General features: G+C 70.5%; 18 protein-coding genes and 1 pseudogene. 8 read left to right on the top strand and 11 right to left on the bottom strand.

Translation table 11 applies throughout. The features are described 5' to 3' along the window. Positions 1–374, top strand: a 374-nt coding sequence (locus E3T28_RS01390; protein ID WP_134427153.1) for an HNH endonuclease signature motif containing protein, incomplete at its 5' end; no start/stop codon positions are given. A 263-nt stretch (positions 375–637) separates the two neighbouring features. Here the strand turns inward: E3T28_RS01390 and E3T28_RS01385 are convergent. After that, on the bottom strand, positions 638–1270 hold the full coding sequence (locus E3T28_RS01385; RefSeq protein WP_134427151.1) for an O-methyltransferase: 633 nt from the start codon (positions 1268–1270) through the stop codon (positions 638–640). A gap of 86 nt (positions 1271–1356) precedes the next feature. Between E3T28_RS01385 and E3T28_RS01380 the strand changes: the two genes are divergently transcribed. Continuing rightward, positions 1357–1737 carry a twin-arginine translocase TatA/TatE family subunit gene (locus E3T28_RS01380; RefSeq protein WP_134427149.1) on the top strand — a complete coding sequence of 127 codons (381 nt, stop codon included), beginning with the start codon at positions 1357–1359 and terminating at the stop codon, positions 1735–1737. Positions 1738–1841: 104 nt separating this feature from the next. After that, positions 1842–2819, top strand: a complete 978-nt coding sequence (gene ppk2 / locus E3T28_RS01375) for a polyphosphate kinase 2 (RefSeq protein WP_338145377.1) — start codon at positions 1842–1844, stop codon at positions 2817–2819. A gap of 149 nt (positions 2820–2968) precedes the next feature. Here the strand turns inward: ppk2 and E3T28_RS01370 are convergent, their stop codons facing one another. Genes E3T28_RS01370 through E3T28_RS01355 form a run of 4 tightly spaced genes read right to left on the bottom strand, consistent with a single transcriptional unit; the run spans position 2969 to position 7632 of the window. After that, positions 2969–4519: a succinic semialdehyde dehydrogenase gene (locus tag E3T28_RS01370; protein ID WP_134427145.1), complete on the bottom strand. Its 1551-nt coding sequence runs from the start codon at positions 4517–4519 to the stop codon at positions 2969–2971. Between the two features lie 45 nt (positions 4520–4564). Next, positions 4565–5731 (bottom strand): Mrp/NBP35 family ATP-binding protein, encoded by a 1167-nt coding sequence (locus tag E3T28_RS01365; protein ID WP_241979112.1) that lies wholly within the window; start codon positions 5729–5731, stop codon positions 4565–4567. Beyond that, the gene (locus E3T28_RS01360) at positions 5724–6314 is read right to left on the bottom strand and encodes a DUF1003 domain-containing protein (RefSeq protein WP_134427143.1); all 591 of its coding nucleotides are present in this window, start codon (positions 6312–6314) and stop codon (positions 5724–5726) included. Before E3T28_RS01360 ends, E3T28_RS01365 begins: the two co-directional genes overlap by 8 nt. Beyond that, entirely contained in the window at positions 6301–7632 is a 1332-nt protein-coding gene (locus E3T28_RS01355; protein ID WP_134427141.1) for a magnesium transporter MgtE N-terminal domain-containing protein, read from the bottom strand. The genes E3T28_RS01360 and E3T28_RS01355 overlap by 14 nt, the downstream gene beginning before the upstream one ends. A gap of 54 nt (positions 7633–7686) precedes the next feature. Between E3T28_RS01355 and E3T28_RS01350 the strand changes: the two genes are divergently transcribed. Continuing rightward, positions 7687–8319, top strand: coding sequence for a YflT domain-containing protein (locus tag E3T28_RS01350; RefSeq protein ID WP_134427139.1), 633 nt, complete (start codon positions 7687–7689; stop codon positions 8317–8319). A 142-nt stretch (positions 8320–8461) separates the two neighbouring features. Here the strand turns inward: E3T28_RS01350 and E3T28_RS01345 are convergent, their stop codons facing one another. Continuing rightward, on the bottom strand, positions 8462–10003 hold the full coding sequence (locus E3T28_RS01345) for an aminopeptidase P family protein (RefSeq protein ID WP_134427137.1): 1542 nt from the start codon (positions 10001–10003) through the stop codon (positions 8462–8464). Positions 10004–10090: 87 nt separating this feature from the next. Continuing rightward, entirely contained in the window at positions 10091–11128 is a 1038-nt protein-coding gene (locus E3T28_RS01340; protein WP_134427135.1) for an endonuclease/exonuclease/phosphatase family protein, read from the bottom strand. A gap of 75 nt (positions 11129–11203) precedes the next feature. Here E3T28_RS01340 and E3T28_RS01335 point away from each other — a divergent pair, with 75 nt between their 5' ends. After that, entirely contained in the window at positions 11204–12073 is an 870-nt protein-coding gene (locus tag E3T28_RS01335; protein ID WP_134427133.1) for a PHP domain-containing protein, read from the top strand. A gap of 71 nt (positions 12074–12144) precedes the next feature. On the opposite strand, the gene E3T28_RS01330 is transcribed toward E3T28_RS01335, so the two are convergent. Then, positions 12145–13659, bottom strand: a complete 1515-nt coding sequence (locus tag E3T28_RS01330; protein WP_134427131.1) for a DEAD/DEAH box helicase — start codon at positions 13657–13659, stop codon at positions 12145–12147. Positions 13660–13867: 208 nt separating this feature from the next. On the opposite strand from E3T28_RS01330, the gene E3T28_RS01325 reads away from it, so the two are divergent. Then, positions 13868–14575, top strand: coding sequence for a ferritin-like fold-containing protein (locus tag E3T28_RS01325; RefSeq protein WP_174776777.1), 708 nt, complete (start codon positions 13868–13870; stop codon positions 14573–14575). A 105-nt stretch (positions 14576–14680) separates the two neighbouring features. Here E3T28_RS01325 and E3T28_RS01320 read toward each other — a convergent pair whose 3' ends face one another. Further along, the gene (locus E3T28_RS01320) at positions 14681–14989 is read right to left on the bottom strand and encodes a hypothetical protein (protein WP_134427128.1); all 309 of its coding nucleotides are present in this window, start codon (positions 14987–14989) and stop codon (positions 14681–14683) included. A gap of 6 nt (positions 14990–14995) precedes the next feature. Continuing rightward, positions 14996–15220: a DUF3107 domain-containing protein gene (locus tag E3T28_RS01315; RefSeq protein ID WP_134427126.1), complete on the bottom strand. Its 225-nt coding sequence runs from the start codon at positions 15218–15220 to the stop codon at positions 14996–14998. A 98-nt stretch (positions 15221–15318) separates the two neighbouring features. Between E3T28_RS01315 and E3T28_RS01310 the strand changes: the two genes are divergently transcribed. After that, on the top strand, positions 15319–18594 hold the full coding sequence (locus E3T28_RS01310) for an ATP-dependent helicase (protein ID WP_134427124.1): 3276 nt from the start codon (positions 15319–15321) through the stop codon (positions 18592–18594). After that, positions 18591–22016: an ATP-dependent helicase gene (locus E3T28_RS01305; protein WP_134427122.1), complete on the top strand. Its 3426-nt coding sequence runs from the start codon at positions 18591–18593 to the stop codon at positions 22014–22016. The genes E3T28_RS01310 and E3T28_RS01305 overlap by 4 nt, the downstream gene beginning before the upstream one ends. A 284-nt stretch (positions 22017–22300) precedes the next feature. Here the strand turns inward: E3T28_RS01305 and E3T28_RS17685 are convergent. Then, positions 22301–23062, bottom strand: a pseudogene (locus tag E3T28_RS17685) (phosphotransferase); the annotation flags it as partial. Positions 23063–23146: the final 84 nt, after the last annotated feature.

Here is a 23146-nt window from a genome sequence, read left to right as displayed (position 1 = left end):
TGTTCGGCCCCAACAACGAAGTCCTCACCCTCAGCACCGAGAAACGCTTCTTCACCCGGGCCCAACGCCGCGCCATCGCCGCCCGCGATGGGGGTTGCACCATCCCCGGGTGCACCATCCCCGCGGCCTGGTGCGAGGTACACCACGTGATCCCCTGGCACCTCGGCGGGAAAACCAACATCGACAACGGGGTACTCCTCTGCTGGTACCACCACCACAGCATCGACACCTCCGGCTGGCAGATCCGCATGGTGAAAGGCAAACCCGAGGTCAGGGCACCACTCTGCTACGACCCAACCCAAACCTGGCGGACCACGGGCAACCACCGGGCGAGGCCACCAGGGTCTCGACAGGCTCGACCACCGGGTGCGTGAGTCCCCGGGAGACAGGCCACCAGGGTCTCGACAGGCTCGACCACCGGGTGCGTAGTCCCCGAAAACAGGGCACCAGGGTCTCGACAAGCTCGACCACCGGATGCATAGTCCCCGGGAGACAGGCCACCAGGGTCTCGACGGGCTCGACCACCGGGTGCGTAGTCCCCGAAAACAGGGCACCAGGGTCTCGACAAGCTCGACCACCGGGTGTTGGCTCGACCACCGGGTGATGACCCGACTGCCGGCGGCCCGCTCGAGACCGTCTACGCGCGGAGCTTGGTGATCTGCAGCAGCCCGTCGCCGACGGGGGAGAGGGCGCTGATGACGGCGGTGGACGAGGCGATGACCGTCAGCAGGGTGCGGAAGCCGGTGGCCACATCGTCGCGCTGGGCCGGGTTGGCCACGCGGCCGCGCCAAAGCGCGTGGGCCACGAGAACGGTTCCGCCCGGGCGGGCCAGGCGCAAGGCGTGCTCGACGTACTCGATCACGGACTGCGGGTCGGCGTCGACGAACACGATGTCGTAGGAGTTCTCGTTCATGCGCGGCAGCACGTCCGCGGCCCGGCCCGTGATCAGGCGCACCCGGTTCGCGGGGATGCTGGCTTCGGCGAAATTGGCTTTGGCGTGTTGCTGGTGGTCGACCTCGGTGTCGATCGAGGTGAGGGTGGCGCCGGGCGCCCCGGTGAGCAGCCAGATGCCGGAAACGCCGGCACCGGTGCCGACCTCGAGGATGCTCCGGGCGCCGGTGGCAGCCGCGATCACCGCCGATTGGGCGCCAACCGCCGGCGAAATTGCGTCGATTCCGAGTTCGAGGGACTGCTGTCTGGCCCGCGCCACAGCGTCGGACTCCACGACTGAGTCGTCGGAGAATTTCCAGTTCAGATCTTTGTCAGACACAGTGCAACTCCAGTAGGTGAATGGGTCAAGCCTAGGGGCGGCCGGGCATGGTCCGGGGAGGCCTCGCCGGGGGTTATTCTGGGGGAATGTTCGGTTTGACGCTCGAGAAGATATTGCTGATCGGCATCATCGCCGTCTTCCTGCTCGGACCCGAACGGCTTCCCCACTACGCAGCCCAGCTGGCCCGCCTCGTGAAGCAGCTCCGGGACCTGGCCAACGGGGCCAAAGACCGGATGCGGGACGAGATGGGCCCGGACTTCGACGACGTCGACTGGAAGAAACTCGACCCGCGTCAGTATGACCCGCGCCGCATCATCCGTGAAGCCCTCACTGACGAAGACGAGCTCAAAGGCCAGTCGGCGACCGTGTCCCGGGCCGTGCCGAACCCTGACGGCGCCTATCTGCAACGCAAGCGCGCCAAGGAGGCCGCCACGCTGCCGGCGCCCTTCGACTCCGAAGCCACGTAGCTGCATTCGGCCAGGCCGATTCAGCCGCCGTGTGCCGGGCCGACACGCCGGGACGGGCGAGGTGCTCGCGCTACGCTGAAATCACGTATCTGAGGAGTGTGACCGTGTCGAAATCGTCGAAGACCCGCGCAAAGCCCAAGCGGGTGCCGCTGCCCGTCTATTCCGCCGAATTGCGGAACCTGCAGACCGAGTTGGTCGCCATGCAGGAATGGGTCAAGGAGTCCGGTGCCCGGATTGTCGTGATCTTCGAGGGCCGGGACGCGGCCGGTAAGGGATCAGCGATCAAGCGGGTCACCGAGTTCCTCAATCCTCGCGTCGCCCGGATCGTCGCCCTGCCGGTGCCGACCGAGCGCGAGCGCGGCCAGTGGTACTTCCAGCGCTATATCGAGCACCTGCCCTCCACGGGCGAGATCGTGCTGATGGACCGGTCCTGGTACAACCGGGCCGGCGTCGAACACGTGATGGGCTACTGCACCCCCGACGAGTACCGCCGGTTCCTGCACCAGGCGCCCCTGTTCGAACGGATGCTGGTCGAAGACGGCATCCTGCTCGTCAAGTATTGGTTCTCGGTGTCCGACACCGAGCAGGAGAGGCGGTTCCGGTCGCGGCTGAACGACCCCATGCGCCGCTGGAAGCTGTCCGGGACGGACCTGTTCTCGATCACGAAGTGGGTCGATTACTCCCGCGCCAAAGACGAGATGTTCGTGCACACCGACCTGCCGGAGGCCCCGTGGTGGGTGGTCGAGAGCGAGGACAAACGGGCCGCGCGGCTCAATATGATCAGCCACCTGCTGTCGATCGTTCCCTACACGCACCGGGAGCCGCCGCTCGTGACCATCCCGGCACGTCCCGAGGGCGCGGAGTATGAGCGCCCACCGCGTGAGTTGAACCGCCCCGTACCGGACATCACGGCCACACTGGGCGAGCCCACGGCGAAGCCGAAGGGCAAGGCCCGGATCAAGAAGAAGGCGAAGAAGAAGGCGAAGGCGGAGGCCAAGGCGGAGGCCGCGAAGCTGGCGCCGGAGAAGGCGGCCAAACAGGAAGCCAAACAGAAGGCGGCGGAAGCCAAGCTGACCGTGTGAGCCGGCTCACCTGACCGGCTCGGCTGGCCGGCTCGGCTGGCCGGCTCGGCTGGCCGGCTCACCTGACCGGCTCACCTGACCGGCTCGGCTGACCGGCTCACCTGGCCGGCTCACCTGGCCGGCTCGGCTGGCCGGCTCGGCTAACCGGCTCAGCGGCGGCGGATGCCCTTCAGCACCGCCGCCAGCAGCAGCATCGGCGCGGCCAGCCGCTCGAAGTCGCGGCCGCTGCGCGGCAGCGGAATGAGACCCGTCGCCCGGGCGATGGTGATGGCGTCCACGAACCGGAGCAGTCCCTCCGGACCGTTGCGTCGGCCGAGGCCGGACTGCTTCAGACCTCCCATCGGGGCCGCCACCGAGGAGAACGACCCGCGATAGCCCTCGTTGATGTTCACGCTGCCGGCCTCGAGGGCGCCGCTCACGCGCAGGGCCCGCCGTACCGACCCGGAGAACACCGACGCGTTCAACCCGTAGTCGCTGTCGTTGGCGGCGAGGATCGCCTCCTGCTCCGAATCGAACACCGTGACCGCGACCACGGGTCCGAAGGTCTCGCCGGCGAAGCACTCCATCGTCGCGGTGACCCCGGTCAGCACGGTGGGCTCGTAGAAGAACGGACCCAGGTCAGGCCGGGCCCGGCCCCCGACTTCGATCGTGGCACCGAGGGCGACCGCATCGGCAACCTGCGCGCTCACCCGGTCCAGCTGCGCCTGTGAGGTGAGGCAACCGACATCCGTCGAGTAGTCGTAGGCGGCACCCAGCTTGAGCGAGCGGGTGACGGCCACGAATTCGCGCAGGAACGCGTCGGCCACCCCCCGCTGCACGAAGATGCGCTCGATCGATACGCAGAGCTGGCCCATCGCCGTGAAGCAGGCCGGGGCGGCATCGGCGGCCGCACGGGCCGGGTCGACGTCGTCGAGCACGATCAGGGGGTTCTTGCCGCCCAACTCGAGCGAGACGCCGGTCAGGTTGCCGGCCGCCTGCGCCGCAACCCGCTTGCCGGTCGCGGTCGACCCGGTGAAGCAGACGTAGTCGGCCTCCTCGGTGACCGCCCCACCGATCTCGGCGCCGTCGCCGGCGACCACGGCCCAGAGTTGCTCGGGCACGCCGGCGTCGATGAACGCCTGACGCAGTGAGAGGATGCTCAGCGCACCCTGGTCGTCGGCCTTCTGCACCACGCCGCAGCCGGCGGCGAGGGCAGGCACGACGTCCATCGCGGCGAGGCTGAGCGGGTAGTTCCACGGGGTGATCACCCCCGCGACGCCCTTCGGCCGGTAGCTCACGGCGGCCGTGATGACGAGCGGGATCGCGGAGCGGCGGCGTCCGCCGCGCAGCACGCCGCGGGCGGCGAGGGCGTTGAACCGGGTGACGCCGGCGGCCTGGAAGACCTCCTCGAAGGCCTGGCCACGGGTCTTGCCGGTCTCCGCCTGAACGGTGTCCTGCAGCAGCCCGGTACGTTCCAGGATCAGGTCGTGCGCGCGCAGCAGGATCGCGCGGCGCCGGGCGAACCCGGCCCGCGCCCAGGCCAGCTGGGCCAGGCGGGCCTGCGCGTAGGACTCCTGCACATCGGTCACCCCGCTGACGGGCAGCTCGTGCAGCACCTCGCCGGTGAAGGGTGCGATCACGGTTACCGTCGCCCCCGTCGTGGAACGGATGGACCGGGTCAGGTTGGTGATCACGGCAGGGTCGAGGGGAGAGGCAGGCATTCTCGAAGTCTAGGTGGCGGCGGCTCCGGCGCAGGTGCGGCGGCGCTACTTCGGGGAGATGCCGAGGCTCATCCCGGAAAGGCCGCGTGCCCGGGTGGCGAGCCGGTCGGCGACCAGACGGATGGCCACGGCCGCCGGGTCTGCCGGGTCACCGCGCACCACGGGCACCCCCGAGTCCCCGCCGCTGCGGAGCGGCACGCTCAACGGAACCTGGGCGAGCAGCGGCACCGGGGACTCCTGCCCGGCGCCCAGCCGGCGGGCGACCTCGGCCCCGCCCCCGGAGCCGAACAGCTCGAGCACCGTGCCGTCGGGCTGCACGATCCCGGCCATGTTCTCGATCACGCCGTAGATGGTCTGACCGGTCTGCCGAGCCACGACACCGCTGCGCTCGGCGATGTCGGCTGCGGCCGGCTGCGGGGTGGTGACGACGATGACCTCGGCCTGAGGCAGCAGCTGCCCGACCGAGATGGCCACATCACCCGTGCCCGGCGGCAGGTCCAGCAGCAGGATGTCCAGGTCACCGAAATACACATCGGTGAGGAACTGGGTGATCGTGCGGTGCAGCATCGGCCCGCGCCAGGCGACCGCGACGGACCCGTCCTCCACGAACATGCCGATCGAGATGACCTTCACGTCGAAGGCGATCGGCGGCAGGATCATCTCGCCGACCTGGGTCGGCTTGACCGCGGCGGACTTGCCCGTCTCGGGGGACGGAGCGGTGACCAGGCCGAGGAGCCCGGGGATGGAGAACCCGTAGACATCCGCGTCGACGATGCCGACCCGCAGTCCGCGCTCGGCCAGGGCCACGGCCAGGTTCGCGGTGATCGTGGATTTGCCGACCCCGCCCTTGCCGCTGGTGATGGCGTAGACGCGGGTGAGAGACTCGGGGCCGAACTGGTTGCTGCGGGCTTCCGTGCCGCCGCGCAGCTTCTCCGTCATCGCGCGGCGCTGCTCGCGGGTCATCACGTCGACGGAGACGGAGACGTTGCCCGGGCCGGCGACGGACTCGGCGGCGCGGAGCACATCGCGCTCGATCTGGCGGGCGGCCGGGCAGCCGGCGATGGTGAGACGGATACCCACCAGGGCGCGGCCGTCGACGATCTCCACCCCGGCGACCATGTCGAGGTCGGTGATCGGCTTGCGGATCTCCGGGTCGATCACCCGGGCCAGGGCGGTGAGCACCTGATCCGAGGTGACGAGCGGGTCAGGCACTGGGCGAACGTTCTTCCCGGTCGCGGTCCCGCTCGCCCTTGCGGAGGCGTTTCCGGGTCTGCTTGTCCTGGTCTTCGCGCTCTTCCAGGTTCTCGAGCAGGGCACGAAGTTCGGACCGGAGGAAGTCGCGCGAGGCTAGGTCCTTCATACCGAGGCGCAGCGCCACCACCTCGCGGGCGAGGTATTCGGTGTCGGCCAGGTTACGTTCGGCACGCTGCCGGTCCTGTTCGAACTGCACCCGGTCGCGGTCGTCCTGGCGGTTCTGCGCCAGCAGGATCATCGGGGCCGCGTAGGAGGCCTGCATCGACAGAACCAGGGTCAGCGCGATGAAGCCGAGCGACACGGAGTCGAAGCGCCACTGCACCGGTGCGAGCGTGTTCCAGGCGATCCAGCTGACGGCGAAGAACGTCAGACCGAGCAGGAACCACGGCGTGCCCATGCCGCGCGCGATGGCCTCGGTGAACCGGCCGAAGCGGTCGCGGCTGGGGCGGTCACGGTTGCGCCGGCGCTTGCGGCCGAGGGCAGGGGTGCGCAGGCCCTTGGGGGAGTCGAGGCGGAGATCCGATCGGTTAGCTCGGGCCATTGCCGGTCCTCCGTCCGTGGTGCAGCGGGATGCTTCCCGTGGTCAGTTCGGTGCGGGCCTCGGCCCGGCGGCGCACGTCGTCGTTTCCGTCATGGCTGCGCCAGTCGTCGGGCAGCAGGTAGTCGAGGACGTCGTCAACCGTCACCACGCCGACGAGTCGGTGGTTCTCGTCGACCACGGGCACGGAGACGAGGTCGTAGCTGGCGAGGATGCGGGTGACCTCCGCTGCCGAGGTGTCGGCGGTGACGGGATCGAGACCCTGGTCCAGCAGCGTGCCGAGCCGTTCGTGGGGCGGGTAGCGCAGCATCCGCTGGAAATGCACCATGCCGAGGAAGCGGCCGGTGGGCGGCTCGTAGGGCGGCAGGGTGACGCAGATGGCCGCGCCGAGCGCCGGCGCGAGGTCGTGGCGACGGATGAGCGCGAGCCCCTCCGCGACCGTGGCGTCGGCCGAGACGATGATCGGCTCGGTCGTCATCAGGCCGCCGGCGGTGTCCGGGGCGTAGGTGAGCAGGAAGCGCACGTCGTCCGCTTCCTCCGGCTCCATCAGGTCCAGCAGCTGTTCGCCGAGCTCCTCCGGCAGCTGCGCGATCAGGTCGGCGGCATCGTCGGGCTGCATGTGGTCGAGCACGTCGGCGGCGCGCGCGTCGCCGAGCCGGGTCAGGATGCTGACCTGCTCGCTTTCCGGCATCTCCTCGAGGGCATCGGCGAGGCGGCCGTCGGGGAGCTCGCCCGCAACCTCGTGCATGCGCTCCGGCGGCAGGTCGAGCAGGGTGTTCGCCAGGTCGGCGGGCTTGAGGTCGGAGTAGGTGGCGATGAGCTGCTCGGCCGACTGGGCCTGACCCTCGGTGGTCTGCTCGCGCACCCCTCCCCAGTCGGTGAAGGTCGTGGCGCCCTTCGCAAAGAGCGACAGGCTGGTCTTGGGACGGCGCACGAAGAGCTGGCTGATCGCCCAGCCGCCCTGCGGCAGCTCCTCGATCGAGACGTCCTCGATGGTCGCCTCACCGGAAGCGTCGTTGAAGACGACCGTGCGGCCGAGCATCTCGGCGATGACGCGCACCTCGCCGCCGCGCTGCTCGAAGCGGCGAACATTGATCAGGCCGGTGGTGATGATCTGGCCCGATCCGATGCTGGTGACGCGTCCGATGGACACGAAAACGCGTCGCTTGCCCGGGATCTCAACGATCAGGCCGACGACGAGGGGCGGGTCGTTTTTTCGATAGACCACCAGCACGTCGCGCACCTTGCCCACGCGGTCTCCCGCGGGGTCGAAAACGGTACACCCGGCCAAACGGGCAACGAAGACTCTGGTGGCAGACACAGTACAAATCTAGGCCACCTTCAGGGCAGATCGGTCCTGTGAAAGAATGGGCGCATGAGCAATCAGAGCCCCTTCGGCGGGCGCAGGGCCGCATTGTTCCCCGTTCTACCCAAGGGGGAAGTGCTCGCGACCTACGCCACCTATGGTGAGGCGCAGGAAGCCGTGGACACGCTGGCGACGTCCGACTTCCCCGTGAAGCAGGTCTCCATCCTCGGCAACGACCTCAAGACGGTCGAGCGGGTCACCGGCAAACTCACCTGGGGGCGCGTCGCGCTGGCCGGTGCGGCCTCCGGCGCCTGGCTCGGCGTGTTCTTCGGGCTGCTGTTCTTCATCTTCTCGCCGGATGGCGCGGGCCTGCCGTTCGTCTTCGCCGCCGTCATGATCGGTGCCGGGTTCGGCATGCTGTTCGGGGTTGTCAGCGCCGCGCTCAATCGCCGCCGCCGCGACTTCACATCGACCATGCAGGTGATTGCCAGCAACTATCAGGTGATCGTCGACGGCGCTCTGGTCAATCGGGCCCGCAACCTGCTCGCGGGGCGCGCCGAGGCCGAGCTGGCGGTGCCAGCCCCGCCGCATCCGTCGGAGCCGCCGCGTGCTCAGGAGCCGCCCGCGGCTTCGCCGGCTGCCCCGCAGCCGCCCGCCGCTTCGCCGGCTGCCCCGCAGCCGCCCGCCGCGCCGCCTGCGTAACCGCTTCCGAGCTCACCCACACACCGCCTCCAAACGGCGCCTCCAAACACCGCCTCCAAACGGCCGCGCGTGCGGGTAAATAGTCGGTATGAGTTGCTCAAACCGGCGATTCGCCCGCACTCGCGTGCGGGGTTCTCGGCCGTCAGGCGGTGAGGGCGGCGATCCAGGCCTCGACGGCCTCGGAGGTGCGGGGGATGCCGGCCGACAGGTTCTCGGGGCCGTCCGCGGTGATCAGGATGTCGTCTTCGATTCGCACGCCGATGCCGCGGAATTCCGCCGGCACCGTCAGGTCGTCGGGCTGGAAGTAGAGGCCGGGCTCGATCGTGAACACCATCCCGGGCTCGATCACGCCGTCCATGTACATCTCGCGGCGTGCCTGCGCGCAGTCGTGCACGTCGAGGCCGAGGTGGTGGCTGGTGCCGTGCACCATGTAGCGGCGGTGGTGGCCATTGTCGGGCAGCAGGGCCTCCTCGGCGGTGACGGGGAGCATGCCCCATTCGGCCGTGCGGCGGGCGATGACCGCCATCGCGGCGGCATGCACGTCGCGGAACACGGCGCCGGGCACGGCCACGGCGAAAGCGGCATCCGCTGCCTCGCGCACGGCATCGTAGACACGGCGCTGCACGTCGGTGAAGGTTCCGTCCACCGGGAGGGTGCGGGTGATGTCGGCGGTGTAGTAGCTGTCGACCTCGACGCCGGCGTCGATCAGGATCAGGTCGCCGGGCACGACGGCGCCGTCGTTGCGGGTCCAATGCAGGATGCAGGCGTGCGGGCCGGACGCGGCGATCGTGTCGTAGCCGACCGCGTTGCCGTCGGACCGGGCCCGGGTGTTGAACACGCCCTCGACAAGACGCTCGCCGCGATGGTGGGTGCTCGAGCGGGGCAGATCCCGGATGACGTCCTCGAAACCACGGCCGGTGGCCGCGACGGCGAGGCGCATCTGGGCGATCTCGTAGGAGTCTTTGATCAGGCGCAGCTCCGACAGGCCCCGGGCGAACTGCTCGTCGGCGGCATGGTCGCCGTTGATCTCGAGGCTGAACGGGGAGTCGGATGCGTCGGTCGTGAGCACCTTCTCGGCAGCGAAGCGGAGGCGGGCCTCGTCGACCTCGGTGGTGAAGAGCGGGTCGGCCTCCCGCAGCACGAGGGTCTCGTTGTCGATCGTGTCCATCACGAGGATGAGGTCGGCGATGCCGCGAACCGGGAGACCGAGGTCTCCGCCGACCTGGGAAATCGAGGGTCGGGGGCCGATCCAGAATTCGCCGATGTCGGGGTTCGCGTAGAACTCGTCCGAGTCGCGGCCGGCCCGCTCTCGGAAGTAGAGGGTGGCGTCGTGGCCGGTCGCGGTGGGCTCGAGCACCAGCACGGCGCCGGGCTCGGCGTCGCTACCCCAGCCGGTGAGGTGGGCGAAGGCCGAGTGCGCGCGGAACGCGTAGTCGGTGTCGTTGGAGCGCTGCTTGAGGCGGCCGGCGGGGATGATCAGGCGCTGACCGGGGTGCATCGCGGAGAGGAGCTCGCGACGGGCGGCCGCGAAGGGCGCCTGCTCGCGGGCGGGCGGCAGCACCTCGACGCGCTCGGCCCAATCGCTGGAGATGTACGCCTTGAAGCCGGCCGAGCCGGGGGTGGTGGAGCGGTTCTCATTCGATCGGGGAGCGGGGGTGATCGCGGTTTCGCTGGAATTGGCCATGGGCCATTGTCCCATTGCTCCCCGAAGAGTGTCCGTTCCGGTCGAGAGTGACCGGCGGAACGGGCGCTCTCGACCGGAACGGGCGCGCTAGGAGGTCGGGGTGAGGGTGGCGACAATCGGGCGGTGGTCGCTGCCCGCGTCGTCTTCCGACTCGATCACGCGCATGCTCCGCACCTGCCAGTTCGCGGTGGCCAGGACGTGGTCGATCGGCGAGCCGAGCAGTGCAGGCGCGAAGGTCGGCCAGGTGCCCACGGCCCCCGCGCCGGTGGCCAGTCCCGCGTCCCGGCAGTCGCCGAGAACGGCGCCGGCGGATGTCTCGCGGCCGCTCAGGTGGTCGACCGTCGCGTTGAAATCGCCGGCCATGATCACGTTCTCTCCGGCGCACTGCTCGGCGAGCCAGTCCAGGTCGGAACGCCAGTTCGACATCTCGAAGCGGATGGGCGCAACGGCGTGCACCGCGATTATGGTGGGGCCGTTCCCGTCGACGGGCGCGGCGACGACGGTCGGCAGCACGTTCGTGTTGCCGGGAGGCCCGGAGCCGGCCTCGTTGCTCACCGAGTAGTCGCCGAGGTCGGGGCTGATCAGCAGGGTCGTGGAGCGCGCCTTGGAGATCTGGTCGAAGGCCAGGGTGTGCACCCACATCGGCCGTCCGCCCGCGCGCATGGCCTCGGCGACGGCCTCCCCGGTGGCCTCGGTGGTTTCCGGCAGGGTGACGACGTCGGCATTCTGGTCGAGGGCGAGCCGGGCGATGGCGGCGGCGCCCGGCTCGTCGCCGAGCGTGTTCCAACTGAGCACGGTGACGGCATCCGTCGTCTCGGCCAGGGCTGGTGTGCCGGCCGGGTCGCCGAGGCCGCGGGTGACCAGCAGGCCGGCGTTTCCGATGCCGAAGAGGAGCAGGAGCACGATGAGCCCGCCGGCCAGCGGGCGGAGTGGCCGGATCGCAACGAGCAGCACCAGGAGCACGCCGATCAGCAGGGCCGATCCGGCCACGGCGAGACCGCGAAGGGAGACTGCGTGCGCGGCCACCCACGTGTTCTGCAGGCCGAAGAGCTGCGGCCAGCCAAACACGAGCAGTAGTGCGGCGGTCGCGCCGAGGAACAGGGTGCGCAGGAGTCGATTCAGCATGTCCGGTCAACGGTAGACGAGCAGGCTGGGAACCGTGCGGACGGCCCCGGTCCGCCGCACAACTAGCATGGGGGAATGCCTGGTGCTCGACGATTCAGCGGTCCGATCGACCTGCACACGCATTCGAGTGTGTCGGATGGCACGGAAACCCCGGCGCAGCTCGTGCGGGCCGCCGCCGCCGCCGGCCTCGGCACTCTCGCGCTGACCGACCACGATTCGACCGCCGGCTGGGCCGAGGCCAGTGCCGCCGCCCGCACGGCCGGGCTCACGCTCATCCCCGGCATGGAGTTCAGCACCCGGGTGGGCTTCGCCAGCGTGCACCTGCTCGCGTACCTGTTCGACCCGTCCAACGCGGGCATCGTGGCCGAAACCGCCCGGGTGCGGCAGGCCCGGCTGGTGCGCGCCGAACAGATGGTGGCACGCATCGGCGTCGACTACGCCCTGACCTGGGCGGACGTCCTCGAGCAGACCACACCGGATGCGACGGTCGGACGCCCGCACATCGCCGACGCCTTGGTGGCCCGCGGGTTGGCGCTCACCCGGAGCGAGGCATTCGCGGGAATCCTGCACTGGGAGGCGGGCTACTACCAGCCGCACTACGCGCCGGACCCGCTGCGGGCCATCACCCTCGTGCGTGCGGCCGGTGGGGTGCCGGTCATCGCGCATCCGGCGACGCGCGGGGCGATGGACGTCATCCCGGAGGCGAAATTGGCCCGGCTTGCCGAGGCCGGCCTCTTCGGCCTCGAGCTCGAGCACCGCGAGAACAAGCCCGAGGCGAAGGCCCGCCTCTACGCGCTCGCCGAGAAGTACGGGCTTTTCGTCACCGGGTCCAGCGATTACCACGGCGAGGGCAAGCCGAACCGCCTGGCCGAGAACACGACGGCGCCCGAGGTGCTGGAGCGCATCATCGAGCAGGGAATCGGCTCGGCACCCGTCTACGGCTGACGCCACGAGCCGCGAGCCCGCAAACGAAAGCGCCCCCGCCGAAGCGGGGGCGCTGCCTGGCAGGGACCGCCTTAGCTGGGGGCGCCGGCCTGCGGGGCGTGGCGTCGCGTGCGGCTGCGCCGACGCGGGGCGCTATTGCCGTCGTGGTGCTCGGCGCCGCCTCCATCGTGCGTGCCGGCGGCCGGGGTGGCGACCGGGGCGTCCGGGTTGGTGGTCGGGCTGACCCGGGTGCGTGAGCGCGGCGGGCGACCGCCGGCCTGATCACCGGAGTGGCCGGCACCGGAGTGGCCGGCACCGGACCGGCCGGAGCCGGACCGCGCGGAGTCGCCACCCGTGCGGCCCCCGCCGGACCGGCCTGCGCCACCCGTGCGGGCGGCCGAGGCGGCGGTCTCGCGGATCGGCGACGCGCGGAGGCGACCCTTCGACCCGGCCGGGATGTTCAAGTCGGTGTAGAGGTGCGGCGACGACGAGTAGGTCTCCATTGGAACCGGCGTCCCGAAGTCCAGCGCGTTGTTGATCAGCGTCCACTTGTGCATGTCGTCCCAGTCGACGAACGTGACCGCGATCCCGGTCTTGCCCGCGCGGCCGGTGCGTCCCACGCGGTGCAGGTACGCCTTCTCGTCCTCGGGGATGGTGTGGTTGATCACGTGGGTGACGTCGTCGACGTCGATGCCGCGCGCGGCGACATCCGTGGCGATCAGGATGTCCTTCTTGCCGGCCTTGAACGAGGCCATGGCGCGTTCGCGCTGTTCCTGGTTGAGGTCGCCGTGCACGGCCGTGGCGTTGAACCCGCGGTCGCCGAGTTCCTCGACCAGCTTGGCGGCGGCGCGCTTGGTGCGGGTGAAGATCACGGTCTTGCCGCGGCCGTCGGCCATCAGGATGCGGCCGATCACCTCGTCCTTGTCCATGTTGTGAGCGCGGTAGACGAGGTGCTCGATGTTGGCCTGCATCAGACCCTCGTCGGGGTCGGTCGCCCGGATGTGGATCGGGCGGTTCATGAACCGGCGCGCCAGGGCGACGATCGGGCCCGGCATCGTGGCCGAGAACAGCATGGTGTGGCGGGTGGACGGCGTCTGCGAGAACAGCTTCTCGATGTCGGCGAGGAAACCGAGGTCGAGCATCTTGTCGGCTTCGTCGAGCACCATCTCGCTCACGTTGGCGAGGCTGAGCAGGCGCTGGCTCGCGAGGTCGAGAAGACGGCCGGGGGTGCCGACGACGATCTGCGCGCCGGCCTTGAGAGCCTCGATCTGGCCCTCGTAGGCCTTGCCGCCGTAGATGGAGACGACCTTGGTGTTGCGGTTGCTCGAGGCCATCTCGAGGTCTTCGGAGACCTGCACGCACAGCTCGCGGGTCGGAACGACGACGAGAACCTGCACGCCCGGCGCGGGATCGAGCCCGAGGCGCTGAATGATCGGAAGGCCGAAGCCGAGGGTCTTGCCGGTGCCGGTCTTGGCCTGGCCGATGATGTCCTGGCCGCTCAGGGCGAGGGGGATGGTCTGCACCTGGATGGGGAAGGGCTCGATGATGCCTTTATCAGCGAGAGCCTGAACCATGTCCTGGTCGATATTGAGTTCGGAGAAAGTCACGAATTATTGCCTTGTCATTAGCTGGAAGCGGGATGCGCCCGTCTTTTGCTTCGGGCACCTAACCACCGATCCATGCCGATGGCGTGGTCCCACCTTATCGGGCGGCCCTGGGAAGTCTCTTATACCGCACCGCGGCGTGCCGATTCGCGCCGGCGGGGCCGGAACCCGCGGTGCGGGCGCGGCACTGTCCTAAGCTGAGCGTGTGATCATGTGGACTGATCGGCGCGGGAAGCGCGTGGAGGCACCCCGGCAACCGACGCGGCGGGTACGTCAGTCGACCACGAAAGTCGACATTGCCGGCTTCACCCCGGAGCTGCTGCCCTACCTCGGCCAGGCGGCCTACTTCCAACTCGGCATGTTCGAGAACCTTGCCCTGGCCATCTCGTTGTCTCCGGACCTCACCGCGAAGGAGCAGCTGAGCGTCGCCGCCGGCCGGGCCCTCGCCAAGCACCAGGGGCTCGTGGCCGAGATCCGTCGCCGCGGCGGTGAGCCGTCCGAGGTGATGGAGCCGTTCGCGCCCCGCCTCGACACGTTCCGCGGGCAGACGGCCGGCGCCGACTGGTACGAGCTCCTGCTCAGCTGCTATCTCGCCGGGGGGTTGCTCGACGACTTCTTCATCCGGCTGTCCGACGGGCTGCCCGGCGACGTGGGCCCGCGGGTGGCGCACCTGCTCGGCCAGGACGCCGGAACCGAGGTTCTCGTCACCCATCTGAAGGCCGCCATCGGCGCCGCGCCCGCGCTCGGGTCGCACCTGGCCCTGTGGGGACGCCGCCTGGTCGGGGACACCCTGCTGGTCGCCCGCTCGGCCCTGCCGATGGAGGGCATCACCGCCGACGAGTCCCGGATCGAACCGGTGTTCACCGAGCTCATCGCCGCGCACACGCGGCGCATGGACGGGCTCGGCCTGACAGCCTGACCCGTTCGCCCGCCTGCCCTGCCCGCTTCGCTGCGCTGGACATCCCCTCGGGCATGCCGAAAAGGCGGCCGGCGCCGAAGCACCGGCCGCCTTCGGGGGTCACCGTCAGGCGCCGGTCGGGTGCCCGTCGCGCAGCAGGGTGTGCAGCATCAGCTCGTCACCTGCGGTGCGCGTGCGCACCAGGGCCAGGTCGGCGGCAACGGATGCCAACGCGGTCACCCCGAGGGTGACCCACCAGATCCAGCCTTCATTCCAGGGCAGACCGAGCCAGGTCAGCGCCACCCAGACGGTGGACGCGACCGCCGTGCCGATGGCCGGCACGAGGACCGCGCCGTGCGTCATGCGGCCCGGCAGGGCATACCGCGCGGCGATCCCCAGAACCGCACCGCCGAGGGCGATGAAGAGGAGTTCCACGGTTGCTTAGGCGACGAAGCCGACGCGGCGGGACTCCTCGGAGCCCAGCTCCACGTACGCGAGCCCGACGGTCGGAACGATGTAGACCTTGCCCTTGCTGTCGGAGAGCTTCAGGTACCCGCTCTGCCCGGCGAGGGCGGCAGCAACCGTCTCCTCGACCTCGTTAGCGGGCTGTGAAGTCTCGAAGCCAATCTCACGGGGAGAATTGAAGATGCCAATGCGGATATCCACCAGATGCGCCTTTCGTTGCCTAAGCGCCCAGATTACGACAGAACCGTGCACCGGCCCGACACCGTTCACTGTCGGCGCAACCCGGTAGCTTTGAAAACGTGACAACCCTGGGAATCCCGCTCCGTACCGACCCCGATTCGGTGGTCCTCGACGACTCGCAGCGCGCCGTTCTGGCGCTGGTCGCAGAGCCGCCCCTGACCGTCGGGACCCGCCACCCCGCGGCGGGAGTCAGCGGCGCCGTGATCGGCGCCCCCGGCACCGGCAAGACCACCACGCTGGTGGAACTCGTCGCCGAGTGCGTCCTCGGCCAGGGGTATTCGCCCAGCGAGGTTCTGGTGCTCGTGCCGACCCGTACGGGCGCGACGGCCCTCCGTGACCGGCTCGCACTGCGGCTCGGCGTGCCCACCAACGGGCCGCTGGCCCGCACCGCGAATTCGGTCGCGTTCCAGATCGTGCGGGATGCCGTGGCCCGGGCGGGTGGCCCGGCACCCACCCTGCTCACCGGCGGCGAACAGGACCAGATCATCGCCGAGCTGCTCGAGGGGCACCGGCAGGACCAGGCCGAGGCCGCGCAGGGCGAGGCGCAGGCTCCGCTTCAGCGCACCGCACCGGACTGGCCCGACACCCTCGGCGCCGACGTGCGCAGCCTGCGCGGGTTCCGCACCCAGCTGCGCGACCTGATGATGCGCGCGGTCGAATACGGCGTGACCCCGCAAGCGCTCCTCGACCTCGGCCGCAGCGAGCAGCGCCCGGAATGGGTGGCCGCGGCCGAGTTCATCCGCGGCTACGAAGACGTGAAGGACCAGTCCCGGCCCGGCCAGTACGACTCCACCGAACTGGCCCAGTTCGCCGCGGCCGTCGTGGCCGGGGCGCCGGCCGGTTCCGCGGCGCTCGGCTCCCTCGGCGGCCTGCGCCTGATCGTGCTCGACGACGCGCAGGAACTCACCCAGGCCAACCTGACCCTGCTCGCGCAGTTCGCGGCACGCGGCGTGGGAGTCATCGCGTTCGGCGACCCCGACATCAGCACCGGCTCGTTCCACGGCGCCCACCCGGATGCCCTCGGCCGGCTGGGCACGTACCTCTCCGGCACCGTGCTGCCGACCCTCGTGCTCGACACGGTGTACCGGCACGACGCGGCTATCCGCGGGGTGGTGCGGGGGATCACTCACCGCATCGGGGCCGCGTCCGCCGGCACCCAGCGGTTCGCCGCCAGCGTTCCGGTCGCCGAGCCTGCCCGACCGGTGGCGCCCGCCGAGCCTCTGCAGGAGCCGAACCCCGTGCAGGCCATGCTCGCGGACAGCCCCGCCGACCAGCTGGCCGTGATCGCCCGCCGACTGCGGGAACGGCACGTGCTCGGCGGCATCCCGTGGGGGGAGATGGCCGTCGTCGTACGCAGCGGCTCGCTCGTGCCCTCCCTGTCCAAGGGCCTCGCCGCGCTCGAGGTGCCCACCCAGGTGTCGAGCGCGCAGACCGCGCTGCGCGACGACTTCGCCGTGCGGGCCTTCATCCTCGCGCTCGAGGTGACTCTGGGCCGCAAGCCGCTCGGGCCAGAGGAGGCGACCCTGCTGCTCCGCGGCCCGCTCGGCGGCCTCGACCCGATCACCCTGCGGCGCCTGCGTGCGGCGCTGCGCCTGCAGGAGCTGAACGCCGACCGCAACCGCTCCGCCGACGAACTCCTGGTGGAGGCACTCACCAACCCGGGCCTGCTGTCCGCCATCGACAACCGCACGGCCCGCCGCGCCGCCGGCTGCGGCGAAAGCCTCCGGGCCGCCGCCGTGGAATACGCGGCCGGCGCAACGATCGAGGAACTGCTCTGGGGTCTCTGGCAGCGCAGCGGCCTCGCCCGTGAGTGGAAGGAACAGTCCGCAGGCACGGGCATCGTCGCCGATGAGGCCAACCACAACCTCGACGCCGTGGTGGCCCTCTTCTCCGCCGCGCAGCGCTATGTGGAGCGCACCCCGGCCGCCCCGCCGGTCCTGTTCCTCGAGCACCTCGTCGACACCGACGTGCCCGAGGACACCCTCGCCCCGCGCGCGCTCGGCGACGCGGTCGTGGTGTCCACCCCGAGCGGCCTGATCGGCCGCGAATTCGCCGTCGTCGTGATCGCCGGGGTGCAGGAGAACGTCTGGCCCGACCTGCGCATCCGTGGTTCCCTGCTCGGAGCCGACGACCTGGCCGCGCTCGCCGCCGGCCGCCGCCCGGAGGAGGCCGGTGCCCGCACGGCCGTGCTGCACGATGAGCTGCGCATGTTCGCCCAGGCGGCCAGTCGCGCCCGCACCGAACTGCTGGTGACGGCCATCGACAATGAGGAGAACCAGCCCTCGGTCTTCCTGAGGCTATTGCCGAAGCCCGCGCCGCGAACGGCGGGGGAGCCCGGTGACATCAGCCGCTACCCGCTCTCCCTGCGCGGACTGGTGGGCCGGCTCCGCCGCGACCTGACCCGGGGGACCGCGGCCCAGGGCGACGAGGCCGTGAGCCGGGCCACGGATGCCGCCGCGACCCTGGCCCGGCTGGCCCGGGAGAACGTGGCCGGCGCCGCCCCCGAGCAGTGGTACGGCCTGAACGAACCCAGCTCCGTGCGCCCGCTCAACGACCCGGAGGCCGGCGATGCCCCGGTGCGCGTCTCACCGTCGCGGATGGCCGCCTTCGAGACCTGCCCGCTGCACTGGGTGATCGGGCAGGTCGGCGGCGGCACCTCCAACACCGCCGCGAACCTCGGCACGATCATCCACAAGGTGATGGAGGACTCCACCGACCGCACCCCCGACGCGCTCTGGGCCGGGGTGGAGGCGCGCTGGGGCGAACTGCAATTCGACGCCGACTGGCAGTCCCGCGTGCAGAAGGTCGAGGCGCGCACGCTGACCGACCGGCTCGCGTCCTACCTGCTCGACTTCGACCGCGGCGGCGGCAGCCTGCTCAGCGCGGAGGGAACCTTCCAGCTCGACGTCGACGGCGCCGTGCTCTCCGGCACGGTCGACCGGGTCGAACGGCTCGGCGACGGGCGGGCGGTCATCGTCGACCTGAAGACGGGTCGCGGCGACCCGATCAGCGACGCCGGGGTGGCCGAACATCCTCAGCTCGGTGCCTACCAGCTCGCATTCAACGAGGGGGCGATCGAGGGCATCCCCGCCGAGATGCCGCTCGCCGGAGCACGCCTCCTGATCGTGTCCAGCGGCACCGTCAAGCAGAACTACCGTAATCCCACCCAGCCCACCTTCACCCCGGAGGAGCTCGCGGCCTTCCGCACCCGGGTCGGCCGGGACGCCGCCGGCATGGGCGGCGCCACCTTCCTCGCCGAAATCAGTTCCCACTGCCTCGACCCGCGCTCGCACGGGTCTTGCCGAATCCACGTCATCAAGCAGGTCAGCTCATGAACCAGTCCGTCGCCCTGCTCCCGATCTCGGCCCTCCAGATCGCGGCGGCGCTGGGCATGTTCCCGCCGACGCCTGAACAGCAGGCCGTGATCGAGGCGCCGCTGGCACCCACCCTGGTGGTGGCCGGCGCCGGCAGCGGCAAGACCGAGACCATGGCCAACCGGGTGCTCTGGCTGCTCGCGAACGGGCACGCCCGGCCCGATCAGATCCTCGGCCTCACCTTCACCCGCAAGGCAGCCGGCGAACTGTCCGAGCGCATCCGTGACCGCATCGACCAGCTCGACGCGGAGGGGCTGCTGCCGAAACCGCCGGAGCCCGCGGCGGGCGCGGTCACGATCGATTCCGCCGACCTGTTCGACGCGCCCACCGTGTCGACCTACAACTCGTTCGCCAGCCGCCTGTTCACCGACAACGCGCTGCTCCTCGGGCGCGAACCCGAGTCGGTGCTGCTCAGCGAGACCAGCGCCTGGCTGCTGGCGCGGCGGGTGGTGATCGAGCACGGCGACAACCGGCTCGTGCCCTTCGGCAAGAAGCTCGACGCGGTGACGGATGCCGTGCTTGCCTTCAGCCGCTCCCTCGCCGAGAACCCCCCGCGTTTCGTCCCCGGCGATCCGGCCGCGCCCCACGACCTGGCCGGCCTCGCCGCGGGCTTCGGCTACCTGCGGGACCTGCCCTACGGCAACCCGCGCAAGAAGATCCCGTACGCCTCGGTCGCCGAGTCACTCGCGGCCGTGGAGCCGTTGCCCGTTCTGTGGGAGCTCGCCGAGCGCTACGCCCTGGAGAAGCGCCGGCTCGGGCTGATCGAGTTCTCCGACCAGGTGGCCCTCGCCCTGCAGGTCTGCCAGAAGGTGGAACAGGTCGTCACGCGCTACCGCGACCAGTACCGGGTGGTGCTGCTCGACGAGTACCAGGACACCTCCGTGCTGCAGACCGAGCTGCTGCACACGCTCTTCAGCCGGCATCCGGTGATGGCCGTCGGCGACCCGCACCAGTCCATCTACGGCTGGCGCGGGGCCAGTTCAGCGAACCTGCTGGGCTTCTCGCAGAGCTTCGCCGGCCTCTCCAACCGCGAGTCGCCGTCGATGAGCCTCTCCGTCACCTGGCGTAACCCGGTCACGGTGCTCGACACCGCAAACACGCTGGTGTCTCCGCTGAGCGTCGCGCTCCGGGCCCGGCCAGACGGCATCCAGGTCGACACCCTCACGGTTCCGGCCGGAAAGGCGAACGGCCGGGTCGAGGCGTCGATGCAGGAGACCATCGCCGACGAGGCCCGGGTGGTGGCGGACTGGTTCGCCGAACGCCTCACCCCGGGCAGTGAGAAGACCGGCGCGATGCTGTTCCGGGCCCGGCGCGAGATGGAGTTCTTCGCCGAGACGCTGCGGGAACGCGGTGTGCGCGCCCACGTGCTCGGTCTCGGCGGGCTGCTGTCCACCCCGGAGGTCACCGACGTGGTCTGCGTGCTGCGGGTCGTGCATGATCCCGCCGCCGGCAGCGAACTGGTGCGCCTGCTCGCCAGCGGCCGCTACCGGGTCGGCCCCCGCGACCTGCAGCACCTCGCGGCCGTGGCGCGCTGGCTGGCGGCACACGACTGGGCCCAGCAGGCGGTGACGCAGGAACTCAAGGAGAAGATGCGGGCATCCGTCGCCGTCGACGAGGGTGCCTCGCTCGTGGACGCCCTCGACTTCGTGGCTGCCGCCCCCGAGACCCACGGGCAGCTCACCGGCTTCAGCGACGCCGGCCGGGCCCGGGTGCGGGCCGCCGGCCGCCAGCTGGCCTGGCTGCGTGCGCGGGCCGGCCTGCCGCTGCTCGACTTCGTGCGGCTGATCGAGCAGGAGCTCCTACTCGACGTCGAACTCGTCGCCAACGAAGCCAACAGCCTGGGTCTGGCCAACCTCTACGCGTTCCACGACACCGTCTCCGCGTTCCTCGCCAGCGACGAGGTCGGCAGCCTGGCCGGCTTCCTGCGCTGGCTGAGCCGGGCCGCAGCCTTCGACGACATGGGCCCGCGGGTCGAGCCGGGCGAGAGCGGCACCGTGCAGCTGCTCACCATCCACGGGGCCAAGGGGCTCGAATGGGACTACGTGGCCATCCCCAACCTGACCGAGAAGAGCCTGCCGGCACAGACCCGGGAGGGGGCCGGCTGGCTGAAGTTCGGCGAGCTGCCCTACCCGTTCCGCGGCGACCGGGCCGAACTGCCCGAGCTGGCCTGGCAGGAGCACGAGACCCAGCTGTCGTTCGACACCGAATTCCAGGCCTACAAGGAGCAGCTCGCCGCGCGCCACGACGACGAGGAGCGGCGCCTGATCTATGTGGCCACGACCCGGGCGCAGCGGGAGTTGCTGCTCACCGGCTCGTACTGGGGCGGCGGCAGCACCGTGCGCACGCCCAGCCGCTACCTCGAGGAGCTCGCCGAGGCCGGCCTGATCGACGCACTGCCGGAAAGCAGCGCGCACGACGAGAAGCCCGCCGCCGGCGCGGGCGCCGAGGAGCACTGGCCCTTCGACCCACTCGGCACCCGCCGGCCCCTCGTCGAGGGGGCGGCCGCCCGGGTGCGCGGCGAGGCCGAGACCGAACGCGTCACCCGGTGGTCCGACGCGGTCACCCTGCTGCTCGAGGAACGGATGCTGCGCCTCGCCGGCGCGGGTACCACCCCGCTGCCCACGCGCATCCCGGCGTCCCGGTTCAAGGACTACATCGACGACCCGGTGGGGGTGGCCGACGCTCTCCGCCGGCCCATGCCCGAACGGCCCTACCGGGCCACCCGGCTGGGCACCCTGTTCCACTCCTGGGTAGAGCAGCGCGCCGGCGGAGCGTCGGGCGGTGACCTGATCGACGCGGGCGAGAACGAACTGGACCTCGGCGACCAGGACCCCGATGCGTTCGACCTCGACCTCGATCAGAACCAGCCGCTGGAGCAGGCGCAGCTCGAACGGCTTCAGCGCACCTTCGAGCAGTCGCCGTGGGCGGCGCGGCAGCCCGAAGAGGTCGAGATCGAGATCCACCACGTGCTGGCCGGGCAGGTCTTCGTCTGCAAGCTCGACGCGGTCTATCGCACCGAGACGGGGTACCAGGTGGTCGATTGGAAGACCGGCCGGGCACCGTCGAGCGCGGCGGACCTCGAACTCAAGCAGACCCAGCTGGCCCTCTACCGGCTCGCCTACGCACGCTGGAAGGGCATCGACCCGGAGACCGTCGACGCGGTGTTCTACTTCGTGGCGGACGACACGCTCGTCGCGCCCGACCGGCTCTACTCCGAGGAGGACCTGGTGCGGGCCTGGTCATCCGTTCGGCTGACGGCGGAGTCACCCACGATCTCGATCGCACCGGTGGCGGCATCGTCGGGCGATGACGATGACGAGGACGAGCCCGAGCCGGTCGCGTCGTCGTCCTCGAAGTCGCTGCCGAACTCCGAGAGGTTGTAGGCGTCGGTGTGCATGGCCCCGCCCAGGTCGCGGCGGGGGATGCCGCGCGGCGTGGACTTGAGCATGCTCTCCACCCCGGCGACGTCGAGGACAGGGCCGGTGGGCGGTGACAATGGATGCGACGTGGACTGGTGCACGTTGTCCACCAGTCCGTCGAGCATGGCCACGGCGTCGTCGACGATGCCCTGGTTGCGGGTGTCCGTGCCGTGCAGCAGCCAGCGGGCCAGTTCCAGCTCCGCATAGAGCATCGCCCGCTGCGTGATCCTCGGGTCGTTGCCCTGGCGGGCCGACGCATACGACGCGACGGCGGTTTCGCCGGCCGCCCCGCGGGAGGCGAGCAGCCAGTGCAGGTCGCGGGCCGGGTCACCCACGCTCAGGGCGGACCAGCCGAGAACCCCGGAGACGGAGTCGTCGGCGATCAGGAAGGAGTCGGCCGACAGCGACCCGTGCACCACGCAGGGCGCGAACTGCCAGAGCCCGTCGTCGTCGGTGGCCTGTTCCCAGCGGCGCAGGATCGCGGCGGGCAGGTAGCCCGTGGCGGCCGCCCGGTCGATCAGGGCGATGGTGCCGGTGCGGCATTCCTGGGCGCTCTGCTGCGGCAGTCCGGCGGTGCCGACGAAGGCGGTCGGCAGGGAGTGCACCGCGGCGATGGCCCGCCCGATCGAACCGGACACGCCCGCGTGGCCGGTGAGGGCATCCGCGCCGAACGAATCGCCCTCCAGGAACTCGTAGACGACGGCCCGGGTGCCGCTGAGCGGCGCCTGGCCCACGAACTGCGGCACGTCGAAGGGGAGGCGGCTGCGGTTGCCGACAGTGAGCGCCCGCAGCGCCACCAGGTCGGCGGACTGCTCGGTCTCGGCGGCCTGCGAGGCGGGAACCCGGATGATGAGGGCACGGTCGTCGCGGTCGATCAGCAGCGCGGAATCGAACGCGCCGTTGGCTCCATGGGAACGCGCGACGGAGCCGTGCAGGCGTACCTGGACGACGTCGAGATCGGGAACGGCGGCAGTGGCCAGCGCGGCTAGAGTGAGAGGGGATCTGACCATACCTTCTAGGTTAGGTCGACTTCCCCTCGGCGCGGTTGTTCGCCACGCCTCGACACAACTTCGGCAGTCTGTCCGAGACCGAGG

It is taken from the genome of Cryobacterium sinapicolor, assembly GCF_004403465.1.
GTDB classification, from domain to species: Bacteria; Actinomycetota; Actinomycetes; order Actinomycetales; family Microbacteriaceae; genus Cryobacterium; species Cryobacterium sinapicolor.
The sequence above is the reverse complement of the archived record's forward strand: the minus strand, read 5'-3'. Positions and strand labels throughout refer to the sequence as shown.